This window comes from Pseudomonas sp. Pc102, assembly GCF_018408275.1.
GTDB classification, from domain to species: Bacteria; Pseudomonadota; Gammaproteobacteria; order Pseudomonadales; family Pseudomonadaceae; genus Metapseudomonas; species Metapseudomonas tohonis.
Window position 1 is genome coordinate 4,641,434 of record NZ_AP021905.1, and the last position, 16,823, is coordinate 4,658,256.

Here is a 16,823-nt window from a genome sequence, read left to right on the forward strand (position 1 = left end):
ATAAACGCCCCTCATGGTACATATCTGCCCAAAACTAAGGACTACTGATCAATAAATCAGAATTCATTACCACCACTAAGAGTGTGTAACGCATAACTACCTCAGTACCCGATTGCGAACCAGTGATAACCAATGGAAGGCATGTTGGTTCCATAGCCGTTTAATCGAAATTGTGCAGTACTCACCTTTTGTGCGCCAGCAGTGACAAAATAACCCGCCCCTGATTGCCCACCGTCCGCGGTTACGGAAACATTCATATTGAGATTCGGGAAGGGGATAGGAAACGTAATAAGTGCAGTCAAGTCGTCAAGGGAACCACTGTAGTAACCCCACTGGAAAATCACCCCTCCAAGCCATGAAGGAAAAGAGATATAGCCGTTGACACCAAGGCTCGCAGAAAATCCTGCCCGCAGTTTCTTGGGCGTGACTGTGGTTGCATCGTCCGTGCCAGCGTTGGTCTGTGCCTGAGTTGCAATCTTAGCTATGCCAAGCACTGACTCGGTTGCCTGAACAAGCCGAACATAGATCGCTTGAGCGACTCGTAATGGCGTCATCGGCTTGAAGTTATCGGAGCCAGCCTCCGCTTCGGCTTGGGTAGCAGTACTGATACCGTAATCGGCCAATGTGCCTGGGTTATTACCCGCAGTTATGCGGCCGTAGCGATCCACTGTAAGCGATCGATAGGTACCAGGATCAACTCCGGTGTAGCCCGCCACCATTTCGAAAGCAAGGCCAGTTGAGCCCAAGACAATTGGTCCGTCGGTTGCCAGTTGCCAGAGGCTATTGAGCTGGGAGTTTCCGCTCTCGATATGAATCAGCATCCCTGGTTGAACTTTGTTACTGCTGTCAGCGTCACTAGCACGAACCCAAGCAGTTGAGGACACCACATAAATCCCGTTGGCCGCCTCCAGATTCTGATTTTTTACTAGAACCCTGTCGCCATCGAGCACATTAATTCCGTCAATAGTCTGCAAGCCATTCAAGTTGAGGTTTGCGGTACTGGCCGCTCGTACTCGGACCTTTACTCCAATGCCTCCTAACTGCTCTTGGATCAGCGTAACCAAGGCATCTCGGTTCAGCGCAGTCTCCACCCAGTCCGAAGGAGTCTGAGAAGGTCTCTTCCCGGAGCTACTGACCTTGGCTTTCCAAACCTTGTCGCTCTCTTGCACATGAGCACCTATCGGGTAGTCCTCTGTTGGCGACCATTCGGAAATGCCCTTCTGCAATAGATAACGAACAGCCTCATCATTGCGCTTGAACAGCGCGTTGAACCACTCCATCGGCGGAATGCCATCGGTCTGGTCGAAAGCAATGCCCCAGCCACGGGCGATATCAGGGAAGTTTTCCAACTCCCCAGGCTTGGCCCCCGAGGCGAAGACCGTCTCGTTAGGGCGATTGTATTGAGTCATGGATAAAACCTCGTTCGATTCGTTTGCTAGAAAACCACCCGGCGATTGGCCGGGCGGCTGAGCGGTGCCTCCCCTCTTGTGGGTTCGGTCTGCCGCTCGGAAATAAAGGTGGTCAGTCACCCCACCGAAAACGAATCGACGAATTCCATGTCTTCGATACAAGTCGGCAACGAGCCGGTCAGTAAAGAAAACGGCCCGCCAGAAAGCGGGCCGGAAACAAGCACTGAATCAGTCAGTCGCATGCGATTGCATCGACTGAACGAAAACTTCGCGCTTTTAGGATAATTGCTGGTAGCACCAACCAAATCCGGTCACAAGCGCTTTAAAGACCTGGGACGAATCAAATCACTATATGAACTTGGCTCTCGATGGGTAAGCCACGGAGCGCGGTCGGGTCTCTGGGCCAGTACGGGGAGCTCCACTGTATCCATCTGTCACAGGGTCCCCCGTGCTGATGATGTTGTAGTTGCCATTCGTTCCAGATCCATTGCCGTTCCAGTTGCCTGGCGAACCATTGAGAGAAGTACCGGGTCTCGAGCCATGCCAGTGACCTTGCATCGAATCGCTTTCGCTACTCCCGGAAACTCGCCCAGCCACTATCAGCTTCACCACTGCCACCGTTGCAGTTGCATTGGTCGAGAGCGTAATGCTGCTGCCTGCAATGGAGGTTACCGTTGCACCAGCTGGTATACCGCTGCCACTAACAGACATGCCAACTGCAACAACACCTGCTGTCGAAAAAGATGCAATGGTTGGGCTGCCGATAGTGAGATTGCCAGTGGCAAAAGACTGATCGACCCCACGCCCCTCATCCAATCCACGCAAGAACTCGCCACGCAAGTCCGGTAGACGAAATGTCGTTGATCCGTCTCCACTGGTCCATCCGCCCTCCATACCTACTCGCCAAGGTTCGCCCACGAGCATTCCCGACTGCTGAGCATGATCCCAAAGCCACGGCCACTCAGCCCGACTAAGCAAACTGCCATTCAGCGCGCCATAACCACCAGGAAGAATCAGCGTACTGGTATCGAACACCGGTCGTCCCAGTGGGGTGTTGTCCAACCGATCCAAGGGGTACCAGCTCCCCGCCCCATCGCTGCGCAGATGCCAGTAATCTCCTGCGCCCATCAACACGAAGAACGAATATCCCGCGCTGTTGAGGTGCGTGTGGAAACGCACCCGGTCACCATTGGCGGCTTGTACCACCAGCCGGTTTCCGCTGTTGTCCTGGCGGCGAACGATCACGTCCACGACACCGAGGGCGGAGTTGGAAGCGGGCAGGGTAATGGTGCGGGCCGCCGCGCTGGCGTCAATCACTACGAGACTCATCTGGCTGCCGGCCAGGGTGGTATCCGTGCTGAGCGTGACCACCTGCCGCGGTGCGCCACCAATCACCATGCCACGGTTGTTCACCGTAACGATGTCGTAGCTACCGGCCGTGACAAGGTTGCGTCCGAAGATCATCTCGAAGCCGAGTGCCGTGGTGCCAAGGTTGATGGGGCCGTCAGTGACCAATTGCCAAACGCTGTCCGCCTGGCTGCTGCCCTGCTCCACCGCGACCATTAGGCCGGGGGTCATCTCGGCCGTGGTATCAGCATCCGTGGAGCGGCTCCAGGCACCGGTGGTGACAACATAGATACCGTTGTCCTTACCAGCCGCCTGGTTTTTCACAAGCACACGGTCGCCCGCCACCAAGTTGATGCCATCAATCACCTGCAACCCGCTAAGACCGAGGTTCGCAGTACTGGCCACGCGCACCCGCCCCTTGATACCGATGCCTCCCAGCTGATCCTGGATGAGGGCATTCACCGCATCACTGGTCATGGCCGTCTCGATCCATTCACCAGTGCCAAGGGACGGCCGCTTGCCAACATTCGCCGCCTTCGCCTTCCACACCTTGCCGCCCTCCTGCACATGGGCGTCAACCGGGTAGTCCTCGGTGTTGGACCACTCGGAAATCCCGCGTTGCAGCAGATAGCGCACGGCTTCGTCGCTGCGCTTGAACAAGGCGTTGAACCATTCCATTGGCGGAATGCCGGTGGTCTGGTCGAAGGTCACCCCCCAGCCTCGAGTGATATCGGGGAAGTTTTCCAGCTCTCCGGGTTTGGCACCCGAAGCAAAGACCATCTCGTTGGGGCGATTGTATTGAGTCATGGGTAAACCTCGTTCGATTCGTTTGCTAGAAAACCACCGGTGGTCACCAGGTGGCTGAACGGCGCCGGCCCTATCGGGATTCGGTCTGCCGCCCGGAAATAAAGGTGGTCAGGTGCCCCACCGAAAACGAACCAACGAACGCCAAGCCTTCGATACAAAACCGACAACGAGTCGGTCGGAAAGAAAACGGCCCGCGAAGTGCGGGCCGCAAATAAGCGTTACATCAGCCGATCAGGCCTATCACGGCCACCATTTGCCATCGGCGTAGTCACCGGGGATCGCCTCCATATCCTTCAACTGGCGCCCCGCATGGATAAGTGCCTGCTTGCGAGCAATCACTACCTTGCCAAGATCCACGACAGTCGGGGCATCCATGGGCACCAGGCTGTTGTCGGCCGCGATCCAGGTGAAGTCCTGGTTCGGATCCGACCAGCGCAGATTACCCGGCTGGGCGCCGCCGGCCACGGCCATGAAAGCCAGCTGGGCAGCCCCGATAATGTTCTCGTGATCACTCGGCCTGGACTGGAACAGGGCGCCCTGGAACTCGAACCCAGCAGTCATGCGACGGTCACGCTCGACATCTACATCGGCTGCAGTCGGCTGCCGGACCGGGCTGATATGCAACTCGACTTCAGCGGCGGTCATGGGTACCAGTTCCTTGCTGATCAGGTGATCCTGGGAACCGTCTTTTTCGTAGGCGAAAACCTCGCCACTCTGGGTATTTCGAAAGAATTTCATTAGCGAAGCTCCGCCCAAACTGCGTTCAAGTTGTTAGTCCATGCAATTGAATAGGTGCCCCCATTAGGCACAACGAATGCCGCATGAAATCCGTTCGGGATTATCGACACGCCATTGCAGATCACGGTTATACCGCCCGTACTAATGCTTGCCTGCACGAATATCGGCCGCCCGGTCGTGTTTGTATAAGTCGTACCTGAAACTCGGCTAGCGGTCAGGTTCTGCCATGTTTGACCATCGCCCAAGGGGCGTGGCCGGGCTTCCAGAGACTCCATGCGTGTCACCAAGGACGCGTAAGCGGAGGCTAGAGCCAAAGCATCGACACTTCCGGCATTGGTGACGCTGCCAGCCAGTTTGATGACCCAACAACCCGTGACGTTAAGCGGGCGAGTTTCAGCTCCACCGGTAGGCTTAGTGTTTGCCCATACTTTATCCGCCCCAGCAGGCATCCCAACGGAGCCATAGGCAGTACTGCCAGCACCATAACTCCCACCGTACGACCCAGACACATGATCGTGACTCCTGATTTCATCTGCCTGAATAGCACCCGATACTGCCGCTGAAAGAGCACCGTCACCTCTCAGAAATACTGCCCCCAGAGACCCCACCGCCTTGCCGTTGTAATCCGGCACACGGAAAGTAGTAACGCTGTCGCCTGAGGTATAGCGACCACGCTCCGTCGGCGTTGACTGCCAAGCCGACTCTGCGATGGTTGGCACCTGAGCCGCTACGATGCCCGCCCAGGCGTCAGGGTAGGTTGCCCGGGATAACGCCTGGCCGTCAGCGGGCACCCACCCCACAGGAACGGATGCTCGATAAGGCCACCACATGACGGAAAATAAAGGCTGAGCCGCGTCCGAAGCCCCCGCCGGCGTCAGCAACACCTGCAGCGAAGCATTCGCCGCCGGCACGCCACCCGCCCCACCGACATGGGTAACCGGCACCGAGCGATAGGTCCCGCTGTCCACCAGTTCCCCGGTGACACGGAAACGCTGGACCACACTGCCGCCATCGCGACTCTGGAAGCAGATGGTGTCCCCGGCCCGCAGGATGCTGAGGCCCCGGCTGTAGTCCAGCCCTTCGTTGCTGGACTTGGCGATCAGCAGCGCCGTGGCATTGGCCGGAGTTGAATTATTCAACGCGAGGTAGCCGTTGGCCGGAGCGCCAGAGGTTGCAGCGCTCCACAGCCATTGGCCGAAGTTCAGGGTCCCGCCCCCTAGCTGCTCCTGAATCAGTGTCTTCAGGGCATCACGGGTCAGCGCCGTCTCCACCCACTCGGTGGGGTTGATCGACGGCCGCTTACCAACGTTCGCCGCCTTCGCCTTCCACACCTTGCCGCCCTCCTGCACGTGGGCACCGGTCGGGTAGTCCTCGGTGGTGGACCACTCGCCGATGCCGCGTTGCAGCAGGTAGCGCACGGCTTCATCGCTGCGCTTGAACAGGGCGTTGAACCATTCCATCGGCGGAACGCCGGTGGTCTGGTCGAAGGTCACCCCCCAGCCGCGGGGGATGTCGGGGAAGCTCTGGAGCTCGCCCGGCTTGGCGCCGGAAGCGAAGACCAGTTCGTCGGGACGGGTGTATTGCGTCATAGGAACCTCGCGAATTTTCCTTGGTTGAAGCCGAGGGCGCCCGGGGCGCCACGGAAGCCGAATGCCCGCTGGGGCACTGCGACGTAGAACTGGATGCGGACACCGGCCGGGCGCGGCAGGATGTCCAGGGTGTTCAGCGCATAGCGCTTGAAGTCGCTGACCTGGTCGGTGCGGATGACCACCGTCAGGCTCATGTCGTACTGGTCGAAGACCACCGTTTCGCTGCTGAAGATGAAGCGCAGCGCCGCGCTGATGTCTTCGATGGTGCCGAGCTGGTAGTTGCGGGCGATGCGGCAGCGGATGAGGAAGCGGTAGTCGTCGTCATCGAGCACCGCCGAGTCGCCGAGCGGGTCGCCCATGCGGTACCACTTGCCCTTGCCGAAGCCCTTGGCGCCGGCCACGTCCTGGAAGCCGAACAGGCTGCGCGGGGCCAGGCCGGGGAGCACCCGGCCCTGGCCGACATGCTTGCCGACCAGGTCGAGGTTCACGCCTTCGGCGTTGTCGATGTCCAGTGCCTCGGGGAGCGCCGCCAGCCCTTGCCAGGTATCGCCGAACTGTCGCGAGAGCAGTTCGGCGGTGGCGGCGGCCCGGGGCTTGCCCTGGTACTGCCAGATCAGCAGGCGGTCGTAGCTCATAGCACCACCACTTCGATGTCGGCCTGGGCGAAGCGGGCCCGTTCACGCACGCCGACGACGATGTTGTCCGCCGCCAGGGCGCCGCCGCGACGGCCGATCTTCAGCTGCTCGACCCAGAAGCCCTGCACCGTGTTGATCGGGCTGTAGAGCCGGGAGAGCTGCACGTCCTGGCCGATGCGGAAGTCCAGCTGAGACAGCTGGGCCTTGATCGCGGCGACGTCGATGGCGGTGAATTCGGCGTCCCGGCGCAGCTGGACGAAGGCCTTGCAGTCCACCATCGCCGGGCGGTCGAAGCGGATCAGGCGGTTCACGCCCTGCCCGTCCACCACGGTGCGCGACTGCTGGCCCATGAGGCCGGTGCCGGCGGGCTTGCGCAGGAAGATCGCCTGGGCGATGGCCTGCTCCTCGCCGCCATCGACGATCAGGTTGAGGCTGTGGCCCGGCACGCCGTCCGCGTCCGGGGTGGAGCCGGTGTTCTCCAGCCCCACAACCTGGCGCACGTCGGCCAGTTGCAGCAGGGCCGCCACCAGGCCGTCGAGGCTGTTCTGCGCCGGGCGGGCGCGGCTGCGGTAGAAGCGCGCCCGCAGTTCCGGGTCGGTCTCCTCTTCCGCGCCCACTTCGGCGGCGGCCAGGCTGGTGGCGGTGTCCCAGCCCAGCACCAGCGTCTCGATGGCGAGTGCGCTGTTGGCGGGCAGGTTGAAGGCGCCGAGCAGTTCGCTGCGCAGGTCGGCGCGTGCCGAACCATCGGCGCCCAGGGTGGTGTCGGCGACCAGCAGCCAGCGGCCGCGGTTGATGTCCCGCAGCACGGAGCCGGCGGGAATCAGGGTGCCGGCGCGACCGGTGAGGGCGGCGCCACGCAGGTAGCTGTAGCGTGCCTGGCGCCGGGTCAGGCCGGCGTAGGCGACCCGCTGCTCCAGCCAGGCTCCGCTGGCGTGGTCCGGGTCCAGGGCGCGGTAGGTGACCTCGCCCAGCTCTTCCAGGTCGGCGCGGATCTGGGCGATCAGCCCGAGCATCTGGCCGTCCGGGCTGTCGGGGGCAAGGTCGATGTCGTTGCCATAGATGGCACGGAAACCCTGGTCCAGATCCGCAAGGATGCTGTCCAGGCGTTCACCGACATAGCCCTTGTTGGTCAGTTGTCCCATGTTGGTTCTCCAAAGAAAAAGCCCCACGCGAGGTGGGGCTTCGGTATGACGGCGGCTGCGGCCGGTCAGCGCTGGACGCTGGCGCTCAGGCGGGTGCCCTGGCTGTCACGCAGGGTCACGGCGATGCCGAGGCGCCTGTCGTCGGGCGTTTCGCTGATCTGGAAGTCCAGGATCTCGCTCACGCCCTCGGTGGTCAGGATGCAGCGCTTGATGTCCACCTCGATCTGCGCCAGGTCCGCCGGCCGCTCCATGCGGGGCAGCCAGGGCAGGCCGTGCTCCAGGTCGAGGAACCAGTCGCCGCTGAAGGAGCGCAGGCGCGTACACACGCGCTGCGCCACGCATTCGCTGCCGTCGGCGTAGTTATTGCGGCCCTGGCCGAAGGTCCAGTCGCCGTCCTTGTCTATTCGTCTCACTCTCATTGTCATGTCCTCATTGCGGCACGCCGGTGACGGCGGGGCCGGCCATGACCTGGCCGTGCAGGTGGCGCTCCAGGCTGATGCCGTTGGAGACCACGTCGCCCTTGCCGGTCATGCCGGCCTCGAACACCACCGGGCACTTGATCAGCACCTTGGCGCCGTCCAGCGTCAGGGTGCCGCCCTCGTCCAGGCGCACGTAGGCGGAGCCGTCCAGCCGGCGCAATTCCACCGCGTCGGTGGCGAAGGCCGGGACGACCTGGGGCAGCGAGCTGATGCCCATGATCGCCACGGCGTCGGACAGGTCGTGCTGGCGATAGTCCAGCGGCTCCGAGGAGCCGCCCGACTGCCACCAGCCATCGATGCAGCGTTCGTTGAACACCAGCAGGCACTCATCGCCCGGCTTGACCGGGAAGGTCAGCACGAAGCCGCCGCCCCGGGGAAATTGCACCGGCACGTCCGGCAGCAGCGGCAATGCCTGGCGCGAGCCATCCATGAGCTGCTGCTCGATCATCGGTTGCACGCTGGCCACCTGGCGCGCAGCGTCGAAGGCGACGATGCGGCCGGGCAGCGCTGTGTGCAGGCGCTTGAGACGGGCGTCGATGGTGGAGCGGTTGGCCTTGTCCATCGACGGGGTCTGCCAGTCGTAGTTACCCATTGCCCTTGCCTCCCTTGCCGGTCTTGGCGGCGTCCTTCTTCTGGAATTCGCCGCCGATCACCGACAGCACGCAGTACCAGTCCTTCTCCATCACGTCGCCCTTGCTGTTGATGGCGACGATCTTGTAGTCGCCGTCGTAGCGCGATTCGATGGATTTGACCCGCACCGTGCCGCCGATCCGGGGGGCCGGGTCGATCAGGCAGGTCAGCTCCAGCCCGCCGCCCTTGATTTCCTTGGGCGCACCGATCAACCCGGTCTCCTGGGACAGGAACACGGCCTGGTCGTCGAGCACGTAGCCGGCGGGAAGCAGCAGCAGGTCGCCATCCTGAATCGACCAGTCGGCGCCCTGCTCCGCCGCCACTTCGCTCAGCACGTCGCGGCTCAGGCCGGAGAGCACCTTGCCCCGGGGCAACGGGCGCTGCCTGGGCAGGACGATCTGTCCGGGCGCCGTGCCGGTCATGCTGGCCACGGCGACCTTCACGTGGTCGTCCGCCGTACTGCCGGCGGCCAGGGTGGTACTCACCCGTGCCTGGCGCATGTCCGTGTCACCGGTGTTGCAGGTGAGGACGATGACGTTGTCCAGCTCCTTGCGCTCCAGCGCCACGGCGGTGATATCACCGGCATAGAGCAGGCGCAGTTCGCTGTAGCCGGCCCACATCCAGACCTTGTGGAAGTCGCTGCCGTAGAGCCATTCGCGGTGCTCGCGGTTGAGGTTCCAGATGCGGATCTCGGCCTTGTTGGGGGTCTCGGCGATGTCCTTGGTGAATTCGAACGCCACCCGCAGGCTGTCGATCACCAGGCCGTTCTCCTCGCTGCCCAGTACCAGGCGGTATTGCCGGCCGAACTGCCTCATGGCTGCACCTCCGACTTCTCGCCGATGTAGAGCAGGCAGCGGCTGCCCATGTCATTCCCGCCCATGGGATCGAGCCCGACGCCACTGAGGTCGTCGAGCCAGAGGAAGAACGGCAGGGTGGTGCGCCAGAGCATCGGCACGCCGACCACCAGGGTCAGGCCCTGGGCCAGCCAGGTGTTGTCGGACTCATCCAGCAGATCGAGGGCCCAATGGTCGCCGATGCTGTTGTAGCGCAGGGTCAGGCGCAGGCGCCGCCCGGCGAAATCGAAGCTCTGTTCCTGGAGCGGTTCGCTGCTGATGGGGATTCGCTTCATAGCAAGATCCTCTTCATCGCGTGCAAAAAGCTCTCATTGCGCGCATCGGCCTTGGGCGTGGTCTTGCCCTGGGGTTTCTTCGCGGCGCCCTGCTTTTCACTGCGGCCGGAACGCTCGGTACCGGCAGCCGGTGTGACCACGCCGTTGATGACACGGGTTTCCACCACCAGCACCTCACGCAGGGTCAGGTCCAGCTCGATGGCACCGTCGAGTGTCTGTGTGGCCGCAATGGTGCTCAGCAGCATGTTCTTGTACAGGTAGAAGCCGGTCTGCACCTGCAGCAACTCACCGGCCTTCTGCGTGTCCAGCAGGCATTGGTAGATCTGCTGCAGCCGTGACTGGCTGGGCGAGCTGTCGAAGCGCGACAAGGGCTGGGACTCCAGCATCCAGGGTGCCAGGGGCCGGGCCTTGGTGGCATCCGCCAGGGGTTCCAGCCAGCTTTTCAGTTCGCGCTTGGCACGGCTCTCGCCCTGCGGGGTGCGGGGCGAGAGCAGGCCAGGCAGGATGTTGTCGAGAAACCCTTTGCCATTGCGTACCCCCGGCATGCTGTCGATGGCCAGACTGGCCAGCGGGTCGTAGTGCTCGACCACGATGCCCTTGATGACCAGGTTGCGGGGTTGCACGTAGGCGTGGTCGGCGATGTTGGCACCGCTCTCCACCGGGTTCTCGGTGATCTTGAGTTCTGATTTATGTGTTTCGCTTATCACCGCATCGAGCCTCAAGGTTCCGATGCGACGGTTGATCAGCATGACCATTGATTCACCTCACTGCCTAATTTCGCTGCTGTTGTTGTGGGTGGTCAGGCGTTGCTGGTTGCGTGCGACCTGCTCGGCCACCTCGAAGCCGATGGCACGCGAGTCATCTCCGCTCACGTGAACGGTGACGGTCTGGTTGTAGCTGTTGTTGCTCGCCGGGGCCGTCAGCGGCACCGCGCCCACGCCAGCGCCCAGAGCTGCGCGGCTCTGAGCGTCCTGTACACCGGCAACCAGTTGTGGCGCGCCGGTCTTGTCCGAACCGGAGCTGAAGAAGTCGGTGATGCCGGAAAAGAGGCCACCCGACTTCTCGGCCGGCGCCCCCTCCTTCGGCTCCTCTTCCGAGCCACCGAAGCCAACGGCAGAAGCAACCTTCTTGATCGCGCCACCGATCACCTCGAACTGCACCTTCAAACCCTCGATCCAGCCATCGAAGGCCTTCTTCATGCCGGCGAAGTCACCGTTGAACAGGGCGATAACCCCTCTGATGAGGTTGAGCATATTGCTGATGCTGGCCCCGATCACCGTCATCAGGCCTTCGCCGAAGGCAATGACGGTCTCGCCGTTTTCCGCCCAGAACGCGGCGAACTGCGCCTTGAACTCGGTCAGCACCGCGTTGACGGCACGCAAACCCTTGGCGAATGGCGACCAGAACTCGCCGAGGGCCGACTCGCCACCGTCGAGGTAGGTCATGAAGTCATCCACCAGGGCGATCACCACCACCAGGGCGGCGGCGACCCACATGATGGGGTTGGCGGCGAAGGCCAGGATGCTGGCGCGACCGACCCAGCCCAGCGCGGCGCCGAGCAGGGTCAAGGCGGATTCCCAGCCGACGGTGGCCTGCACCACGGCATCCACGCCGCGGGCGAAATTCACCACCGCGTCGATGCCCTCGCCGACCAGCGTCATGGTCTTCAGCAGGCCATCGGCAATCAGTTCCTTGTTGGCGTCCACCAGCGCCAGGAAGCGATCGGCCAGGTGTGTGAGCTGCGGCGCCACGCCGAGCGCGACCCGGACCCGGACCGCTTCGAGCACCTTGTCGAGACGCTCCAGGCCGCCCTTGTAGCGCTCAGCCACCTGGGCCTGCTCGTCGGTCACCGCGCCCAGTGCATCCGGGCCGGCCTTGAGGCCACTCAGGCTATCCATGGACGAGGACACGAAGTCGAAGAGCTTGGACGCCATGGTGGAAAGACCGCCCGCCAACTTCGATGTGCCGCCCGAAACCTCTTCGACCTTGGCCTGCACCTGGGTGAGGGTGTCGATGTAGGTAATGTTGTTCTGGGTGTTGGTGGTCAGCGCGTTGCTGGTGATCTCCACCTTCTGTTTCAGGTTGGTGACGAAGTTCATCTCTTGCATCAGCGTATTGCTGATGACCAACAGCTCCTGCCTCAGCGAATTGCTGATCTGCTGCAAGCCCAGAGAGAACTCCATGCTGAGTTGTTCGATATCACTTGCCATTGGCCTGCCTCTCATGGGCCTGACGCTGTGCGTCGTCCCACTCCGCTATCGCATCGTGGAAGTCGCACAGGTCGGCCAGGGTGTAGAGCGCGCGCAGCTCATGCAGGGTGCAGAGCTGGCGCATGACAGGGGTGAAGAGGAACCAGTCGGTCACTCCGCCTTGGCCGGCACCGGCAGAATCGCCGACAGGGCGGGTACGGCGGCGGCGAAAAAATCGGCGAACTGGTATTTCACCCCCTCGATCAGCAGCGGCAGCAGGTGGCCGCGATGCTGGTTGAAATGCGCGTCGGCACGGTCGGCCAGGCGGAAGGCCGCACCGTCTGCGGGCTGCACGTTGACCTGCTGGATCACCAGCGCCTCGATTTCCGCCACCACCGGATCGCCCAGGTTGGCGAGGATGGCGCCGATGGCCAGGGACTCACCGCCCTCGCCACGCTTGATCTCGATGCCCTGCAGCAGGCGCGCAGCCTTCTTCAGGGCGTTCCAGGCCGGCATGGCGTTGGCCGGGCGCATGAGGTAGGTGATGCCATCCAGGTTGATGCGATGTTCGGCGTTCATGTTCAGGCGACCCCTTGTTCCAGGCTGACGTTGGCGCGTTCGAAGACGATGACCCACTGGGTGTCGTTGGCTTCACTGCCACGGGTCACTTCGGGACGCGTGGTGAAAAAGCCCTTGGTGGCGCTGATCAGGTCTTCGTTGAGCAAGTCGCGCACTTCCAGGGTCAGCGGCACGAAGGCCTTGAGGTTGCCGTCCTGCAGGGCGCGCAGGCCGTTGAGGTACTTGTTGTCCGCCGAATGCTGCTTGAGCTTCAGGGTCAGGGTCGCGGAGCGGTCGTTGTTGGCGACGAACACGCCGCTGCCGTTGCTGCCCATCTTCAGGGTGCCGGCGGCGTTGTTGAAGGCCAGCTTGAGGGCGTCGGCGCCGGTGGCCCAGTCGCGGATCTCGTAGCCGTTGATCAGGACGGACAGTTGGTTCTGGTCATAGATAGCCATGGAAAATCTCCGGAAAAGAAAAGGCCCCGTCGAAGGGGCCGAAAAATGGGTTGGCGAAGCGATCAGCGATCGAAGTTGACCAGCACGTCCACCGAGTGCACGGCGCCGGCCATCTTCAGGGCCACCTGGATCGGCGGCGCCTTGCGCTGCTCGCGGTCGGAGGTGGACAGGTTGTCGACGCTGTCGGCCCAGACGTAGAAGCCTTCGTCGAGGCGCTCGCCGCTGACGAGGTTGCCGAAGGGGTCGCCGTTCCATACGCCGGGGGCGAAGGCGCCGTTGTTCACGCCTTCGCGGCAGACCTTGCGCACCGAGGCGAGCAGGCGGGCCACGCCCGCGTCGGTCAGCGGCACCTTGCCCGGGGAGCGGTACAGGGTGGCGAAGACTTCCTTCTGCACGGCATCGACATACCAGTCGAGGATGTGCACTTCATCGAAGAAGCGACCGCCGATGACGGTGCCTTCGGCGACCATCGCCGACTCGTCGAAGTAGGTGTAGAAGTTCAGGCCCAGCTTGCGGCACTTGTCGGCCTCGGTGAGGGTCAGGTTGTCCGCGCTGATGCCGGGCAGCTGCTTGAACTTCATGGTCAGGGTGGAGTTGTTGGCGGCGAAGTTCACCGACAGCGCACGGGCCAGCCAGCTGTTCACCGCATAGGGGTCGTTCTTGTCGAAGACCGCGACGGTGCGATGGCTCTGGCGTTCCACCAGGCGCTTGAAGGGGTTGCTGGCGACGTTCTCCAGGTGGCTCGGGTTCTGGGTGGTGACGCCGAAGACCTTCTTGTCGGCGGCCAGTACCCAGGCGGAGGCCTGCTCGATCTCGTCGTCGGTCAGGGATGCGGCGACGGTGGCGGCGTACCAGCCGGCGTTGGCGTCGAGCAGCGCGGCGAAGGCCTGCGGCAGGGACTGCGCGGCGAGCACCAGGGCATCGGCACCGGCGATCTTCTGCGCCATGCCGTTCTCCAGGCGCAGCAGGCCGCCGAGGTAGGTGCCGGTGGCGCCGAGGTCCTGGGCGAAGCCGATGGCCTTGGCGGCGCCGGCGACATCGGCGTCGAGGATGAAGCGGTTGGCGACGGCGTCGTAACGGCAGCTGACGGCCTGGGCGGTCAGCTTGGCGTCGATCAGCGCGGCGATGGCGGCGAAGTCGGCGGCGGCGCTGAAGTTCAGGCCGGTGACGTCCTGGCGCACACCGTCGACGGTGATGGACAGCTGGCCGGCGCTCACCGCCTTCAGCTGGTCGAGGGTGGCCAGCAGCGGGGTGCCGTTGATGGCGGCCTTGACCGCCGGCACGTTGCGGGTCGACTTCAGCCAGCGCGCCACCAGCAGTTGCTTGGGTCGCGGGCTCTGGGCGAAGAAGGCGCGGGCGGCGATGGCGGTCTGCGAGGAGCTGCCGAAGGCGGCCTCCACTTCGGCCTGGCCGGCGCAGCTGATGTACAGGGTCGACGCGTCGATGAAGACGTTGCCGGCCTCGGGGGTGAACAGGGCCAGTTGGCCGAAGTCGCGGCGCGGGGTGGATACCGGCTGCACGTTGAGTTGTACGTTTACGATCTGCGAAAGCGGAAGGGACATATCAGGTCTCCGTTGGATTCACTGTAAGGGTGGCGGTGAGGCCCGTATCGGTGTGGGCGGTCACCACCGAGGAAGCGATGTGTTTCTGTTCCAGGGTCACGCGGTGGTCGTGGCCGAGGACGAGGTCGAGGCGCGCCTGTTCCCGGGCGACGCCCGCCTCGACGCTGGAAAGGTTTTCGATCGGCGCCAGGCGCAGCAGCGCGACACCGAGGCGCCGCAAGCGGTCCTGGGCGAGGCTCGACTGCAACACCGAGCGGGCGTCGTGGATCAGGTCGAGGGCGCCGGTACCGAAGCCGACGAGGCCGAAGGTGGTCTCGCAGCTGGTGACGACGGTTTCCCGTTCGTTGTTGCCATTGAACTCGCGGCGGGACTTGCCCTGTTCCGCCGACTGCGTTTCACGCAGGCTGGCGTAGAGGCCGGACGGCGGTGCAGCTGCCTGGTCCGCCGCGATCAGCGCGCCGACCGGCAGTTCGAGCAGGCCGCGCAAGGCCTCGCGCAGGGCGGCGACATCCAGCCGCGTGGCGGTGATGGTCATTGAGTCCTCCTGGTGGATGGTCGCGACCCGGCGAGCGACGCGCAGGGATGCGCGCCGCTGCCTCTCGGGTCGCGGTGGATAGATTGGAAACTGAGGGCGATCAGCCCAGGTGCAGGATCCGCGCGAGATTGCCGCGGGCCCGGAGCACCAGGAACAGCAGGATCAGCAGGACGCCGAGCATCCAGGGCGAGAGGTGCTCGCCCTGGTAGCGCCCGATGGCGATGGTCAGCGCCTGGCAGCCCGTGCAGAGCGCCAACAGGTAGGCGCAGAGTGAAACGCCGGGGCGGAAGCGTGAGCCACGCCGCCGGTAGGTCAGCAGTCGCAAGCAGATCGCCGCGCAGACCACGAGGGTGCCGGTGGCCAATGGATCATCCATCCTTGCCTCCCGCTCCGCGCCGCAGGATCGTCCGCAACCAGGACGGCAGCTGACCGCCGCGCATCCATTCCAGCAGGCCGACGCCCGCCGTCACGCAGAGCGTCGCGGCGACGAAGGCGACCGCCCCGCTGGTCTGCGAAATACCGCGACTGACCGCCTCGACGGCGGTGTAGTAACCGCCGACCCAGGACACCAGCAGGTAGCCCACACGGGTAAGCGGTTGATAGTCACGGGCGAACACTACGAAGAAGATCGCGCCGCCGAAGCCGCCGATCAGTGCATTGCCATCGACACCGGGCACGATCATCGCGACACCGGCGCCAGCCACCCCGCCTGCCATGGCGACCGCAATACTTGGCTCGGTCATGGGAGACTCCTTTCTTGAAGGCCGTGCGGTTTTCGCCAGGCCCAGAAACGCCGAAGCCCGCGATGTGCGGGCTTCAGTTGGTTTGATTTCGATCTTGGAGCTATCTTACCTTTAGCGTCCCATATCGTCAATATGGGAAAAGCCATTTTTTAAAAGAAATTTTTCCTCCTCAATGTGCAATCACGATCCCCGCGCTGGACATGGGTGCTTCCAGGCGCGCCACGGCATCACGCAGCTTGCCGGCAACCTTGGTGCGCCAGTCCTGGTCCCAGCGATGCAGGGTGCTCCTGGACAGGCCGGTGAGCCGCTCGACCTCGCGGATGCTGTGCGGCGGGCGACGGAACATGCGCATCAACAGTGCGAGGGCAGCACGCTGTTCGGCCGAGTCCGCCTGCGGGCGAAGCCAGTCGCGCAGGGCGGCGATCGCCACCACGAAATCACGGCCATGCGCGTACTCGGCCTGCACCACCGCCAGTTCCAGCGGGTGTTCGGCCAGCAGGCGCTGGGCGAAGCGGATGGTCATCACCGACTGCGCCTGCCACTCGTGCGGGCTCAAGCCGCTGGGCAGCTTGCTGACGAAGCTGGTATCGAAACGTTCGCGCAGCACGTCGATGGCCATCGCCGTCGACGAACGCGGGCCGGCCTTGTGCTCAGCCATCCAGTAAGCAACCGCCAGCGCCTGTTCTGTAGTCTGGAACATTGTATTTTCCCTTCCCATGGGCCGACCCCTGGCCGGCTGAACGATGAAAGCCGCCCCGCTCCGCCGCTCGCCGAGTCGCCTTGGGACTCGATGCGCCGCTGCGGGACAGCCGAATTCTGGTGCCAATTATATAGGAGTATCTATATTTATGCACTTGCATTGACATAGGTCCGCCC

At 63.2% G+C, this 16,823-nt stretch carries 20 protein-coding genes; all 20 read right to left on the minus strand.

Annotation, left to right across the window (positions count from 1 at the left end):
* Nucleotides 1-101: 101 nt before the first annotated feature.
* The 20 genes from PHLH3_RS21040 to PHLH3_RS21135 all read right to left on the minus strand — a co-directional run bounded on the left by PHLH3_RS21040 (nt 102) and on the right by PHLH3_RS21135 (nt 16,647).
* Nucleotides 102-1,409 (minus strand): hypothetical protein, encoded by a 1,308-nt coding sequence (locus tag PHLH3_RS21040; protein WP_213625655.1) that lies wholly within the window; start codon nt 1,407-1,409, stop codon nt 102-104.
* Nucleotides 1,410-1,757: 348 nt separating this feature from the next.
* Nucleotides 1,758-3,563 (minus strand): hypothetical protein, encoded by a 1,806-nt coding sequence (locus PHLH3_RS30500; protein WP_244862922.1) that lies wholly within the window; start codon nt 3,561-3,563, stop codon nt 1,758-1,760.
* A 240-nt stretch (nt 3,564-3,803) separates the two neighbouring features.
* The gene (locus PHLH3_RS21050) at nt 3,804-4,301 is read right to left on the minus strand and encodes a DUF4376 domain-containing protein (RefSeq protein ID WP_213625656.1); all 498 of its coding nucleotides are present in this window, start codon (nt 4,299-4,301) and stop codon (nt 3,804-3,806) included.
* Nucleotides 4,301-5,890 carry a phage tail protein gene (locus PHLH3_RS21055; protein WP_213625657.1) on the minus strand — a complete coding sequence of 530 codons (1,590 nt, stop codon included), beginning with the start codon at nt 5,888-5,890 and terminating at the stop codon, nt 4,301-4,303. Before PHLH3_RS21055 ends, PHLH3_RS21050 begins: the two co-directional genes overlap by 1 nt.
* A complete protein-coding gene (locus tag PHLH3_RS21060) occupies nt 5,887-6,525 on the minus strand; it encodes a DUF2612 domain-containing protein (protein ID WP_213625658.1) in 639 nt (212 codons plus the stop codon). The genes PHLH3_RS21055 and PHLH3_RS21060 overlap by 4 nt, the downstream gene beginning before the upstream one ends.
* A complete protein-coding gene (locus PHLH3_RS21065) occupies nt 6,522-7,667 on the minus strand; it encodes a baseplate J/gp47 family protein (protein WP_213625659.1) in 1,146 nt (381 codons plus the stop codon). Before PHLH3_RS21065 ends, PHLH3_RS21060 begins: the two co-directional genes overlap by 4 nt.
* Nucleotides 7,668-7,732: 65 nt before the next feature.
* Nucleotides 7,733-8,086 (minus strand): hypothetical protein, encoded by a 354-nt coding sequence (locus tag PHLH3_RS21070; RefSeq protein WP_213625660.1) that lies wholly within the window; start codon nt 8,084-8,086, stop codon nt 7,733-7,735.
* Between the two features lie 10 nt (nt 8,087-8,096).
* A complete protein-coding gene (locus PHLH3_RS21075) occupies nt 8,097-8,738 on the minus strand; it encodes a Gp138 family membrane-puncturing spike protein (RefSeq protein WP_173172340.1) in 642 nt (213 codons plus the stop codon).
* A complete protein-coding gene (locus PHLH3_RS21080; protein ID WP_213625661.1) occupies nt 8,731-9,591 on the minus strand; it encodes a hypothetical protein in 861 nt (286 codons plus the stop codon). Before PHLH3_RS21080 ends, PHLH3_RS21075 begins: the two co-directional genes overlap by 8 nt.
* Complete coding sequence (locus PHLH3_RS21085; protein WP_173172336.1) at nt 9,588-9,905, minus strand: hypothetical protein; 318 nt, start codon at nt 9,903-9,905, stop codon at nt 9,588-9,590. The genes PHLH3_RS21080 and PHLH3_RS21085 overlap by 4 nt, the downstream gene beginning before the upstream one ends.
* Complete coding sequence (locus PHLH3_RS21090) at nt 9,902-10,654, minus strand: phage baseplate protein (RefSeq protein WP_213625662.1); 753 nt, start codon at nt 10,652-10,654, stop codon at nt 9,902-9,904. The genes PHLH3_RS21085 and PHLH3_RS21090 overlap by 4 nt, the downstream gene beginning before the upstream one ends.
* A gap of 15 nt (nt 10,655-10,669) precedes the next feature.
* The gene (locus tag PHLH3_RS21095; RefSeq protein ID WP_213625663.1) at nt 10,670-12,088 is read right to left on the minus strand and encodes a hypothetical protein; all 1,419 of its coding nucleotides are present in this window, start codon (nt 12,086-12,088) and stop codon (nt 10,670-10,672) included.
* A gap of 16 nt (nt 12,089-12,104) precedes the next feature.
* Nucleotides 12,105-12,269 (minus strand): hypothetical protein, encoded by a 165-nt coding sequence (locus PHLH3_RS21100; protein WP_173171722.1) that lies wholly within the window; start codon nt 12,267-12,269, stop codon nt 12,105-12,107.
* Nucleotides 12,266-12,673 (minus strand): phage tail assembly chaperone, encoded by a 408-nt coding sequence (locus tag PHLH3_RS21105; RefSeq protein WP_173172329.1) that lies wholly within the window; start codon nt 12,671-12,673, stop codon nt 12,266-12,268. The genes PHLH3_RS21100 and PHLH3_RS21105 overlap by 4 nt, the downstream gene beginning before the upstream one ends.
* Before the next feature lie 2 nt (nt 12,674-12,675).
* On the minus strand, nt 12,676-13,107 hold the full coding sequence (locus PHLH3_RS21110) for a phage protein (RefSeq protein ID WP_213625664.1): 432 nt from the start codon (nt 13,105-13,107) through the stop codon (nt 12,676-12,678).
* Between the two features lie 62 nt (nt 13,108-13,169).
* Entirely contained in the window at nt 13,170-14,669 is a 1,500-nt protein-coding gene (locus PHLH3_RS21115) for a DUF3383 domain-containing protein (protein ID WP_213625665.1), read from the minus strand.
* 1 nt (nt 14,670) lies between these two features.
* Nucleotides 14,671-15,204 (minus strand): hypothetical protein, encoded by a 534-nt coding sequence (locus PHLH3_RS21120; protein WP_213625666.1) that lies wholly within the window; start codon nt 15,202-15,204, stop codon nt 14,671-14,673.
* Nucleotides 15,205-15,304: 100 nt separating this feature from the next.
* On the minus strand, nt 15,305-15,580 hold the full coding sequence (locus tag PHLH3_RS21125) for a phage holin family protein (protein WP_213625667.1): 276 nt from the start codon (nt 15,578-15,580) through the stop codon (nt 15,305-15,307).
* Nucleotides 15,573-15,947: a putative holin gene (locus PHLH3_RS21130; protein ID WP_111261889.1), complete on the minus strand. Its 375-nt coding sequence runs from the start codon at nt 15,945-15,947 to the stop codon at nt 15,573-15,575. The genes PHLH3_RS21125 and PHLH3_RS21130 overlap by 8 nt, the downstream gene beginning before the upstream one ends.
* Before the next feature lie 169 nt (nt 15,948-16,116).
* On the minus strand, nt 16,117-16,647 hold the full coding sequence (locus tag PHLH3_RS21135; protein ID WP_213625668.1) for a hypothetical protein: 531 nt from the start codon (nt 16,645-16,647) through the stop codon (nt 16,117-16,119).
* Nucleotides 16,648-16,823: the final 176 nt, after the last annotated feature.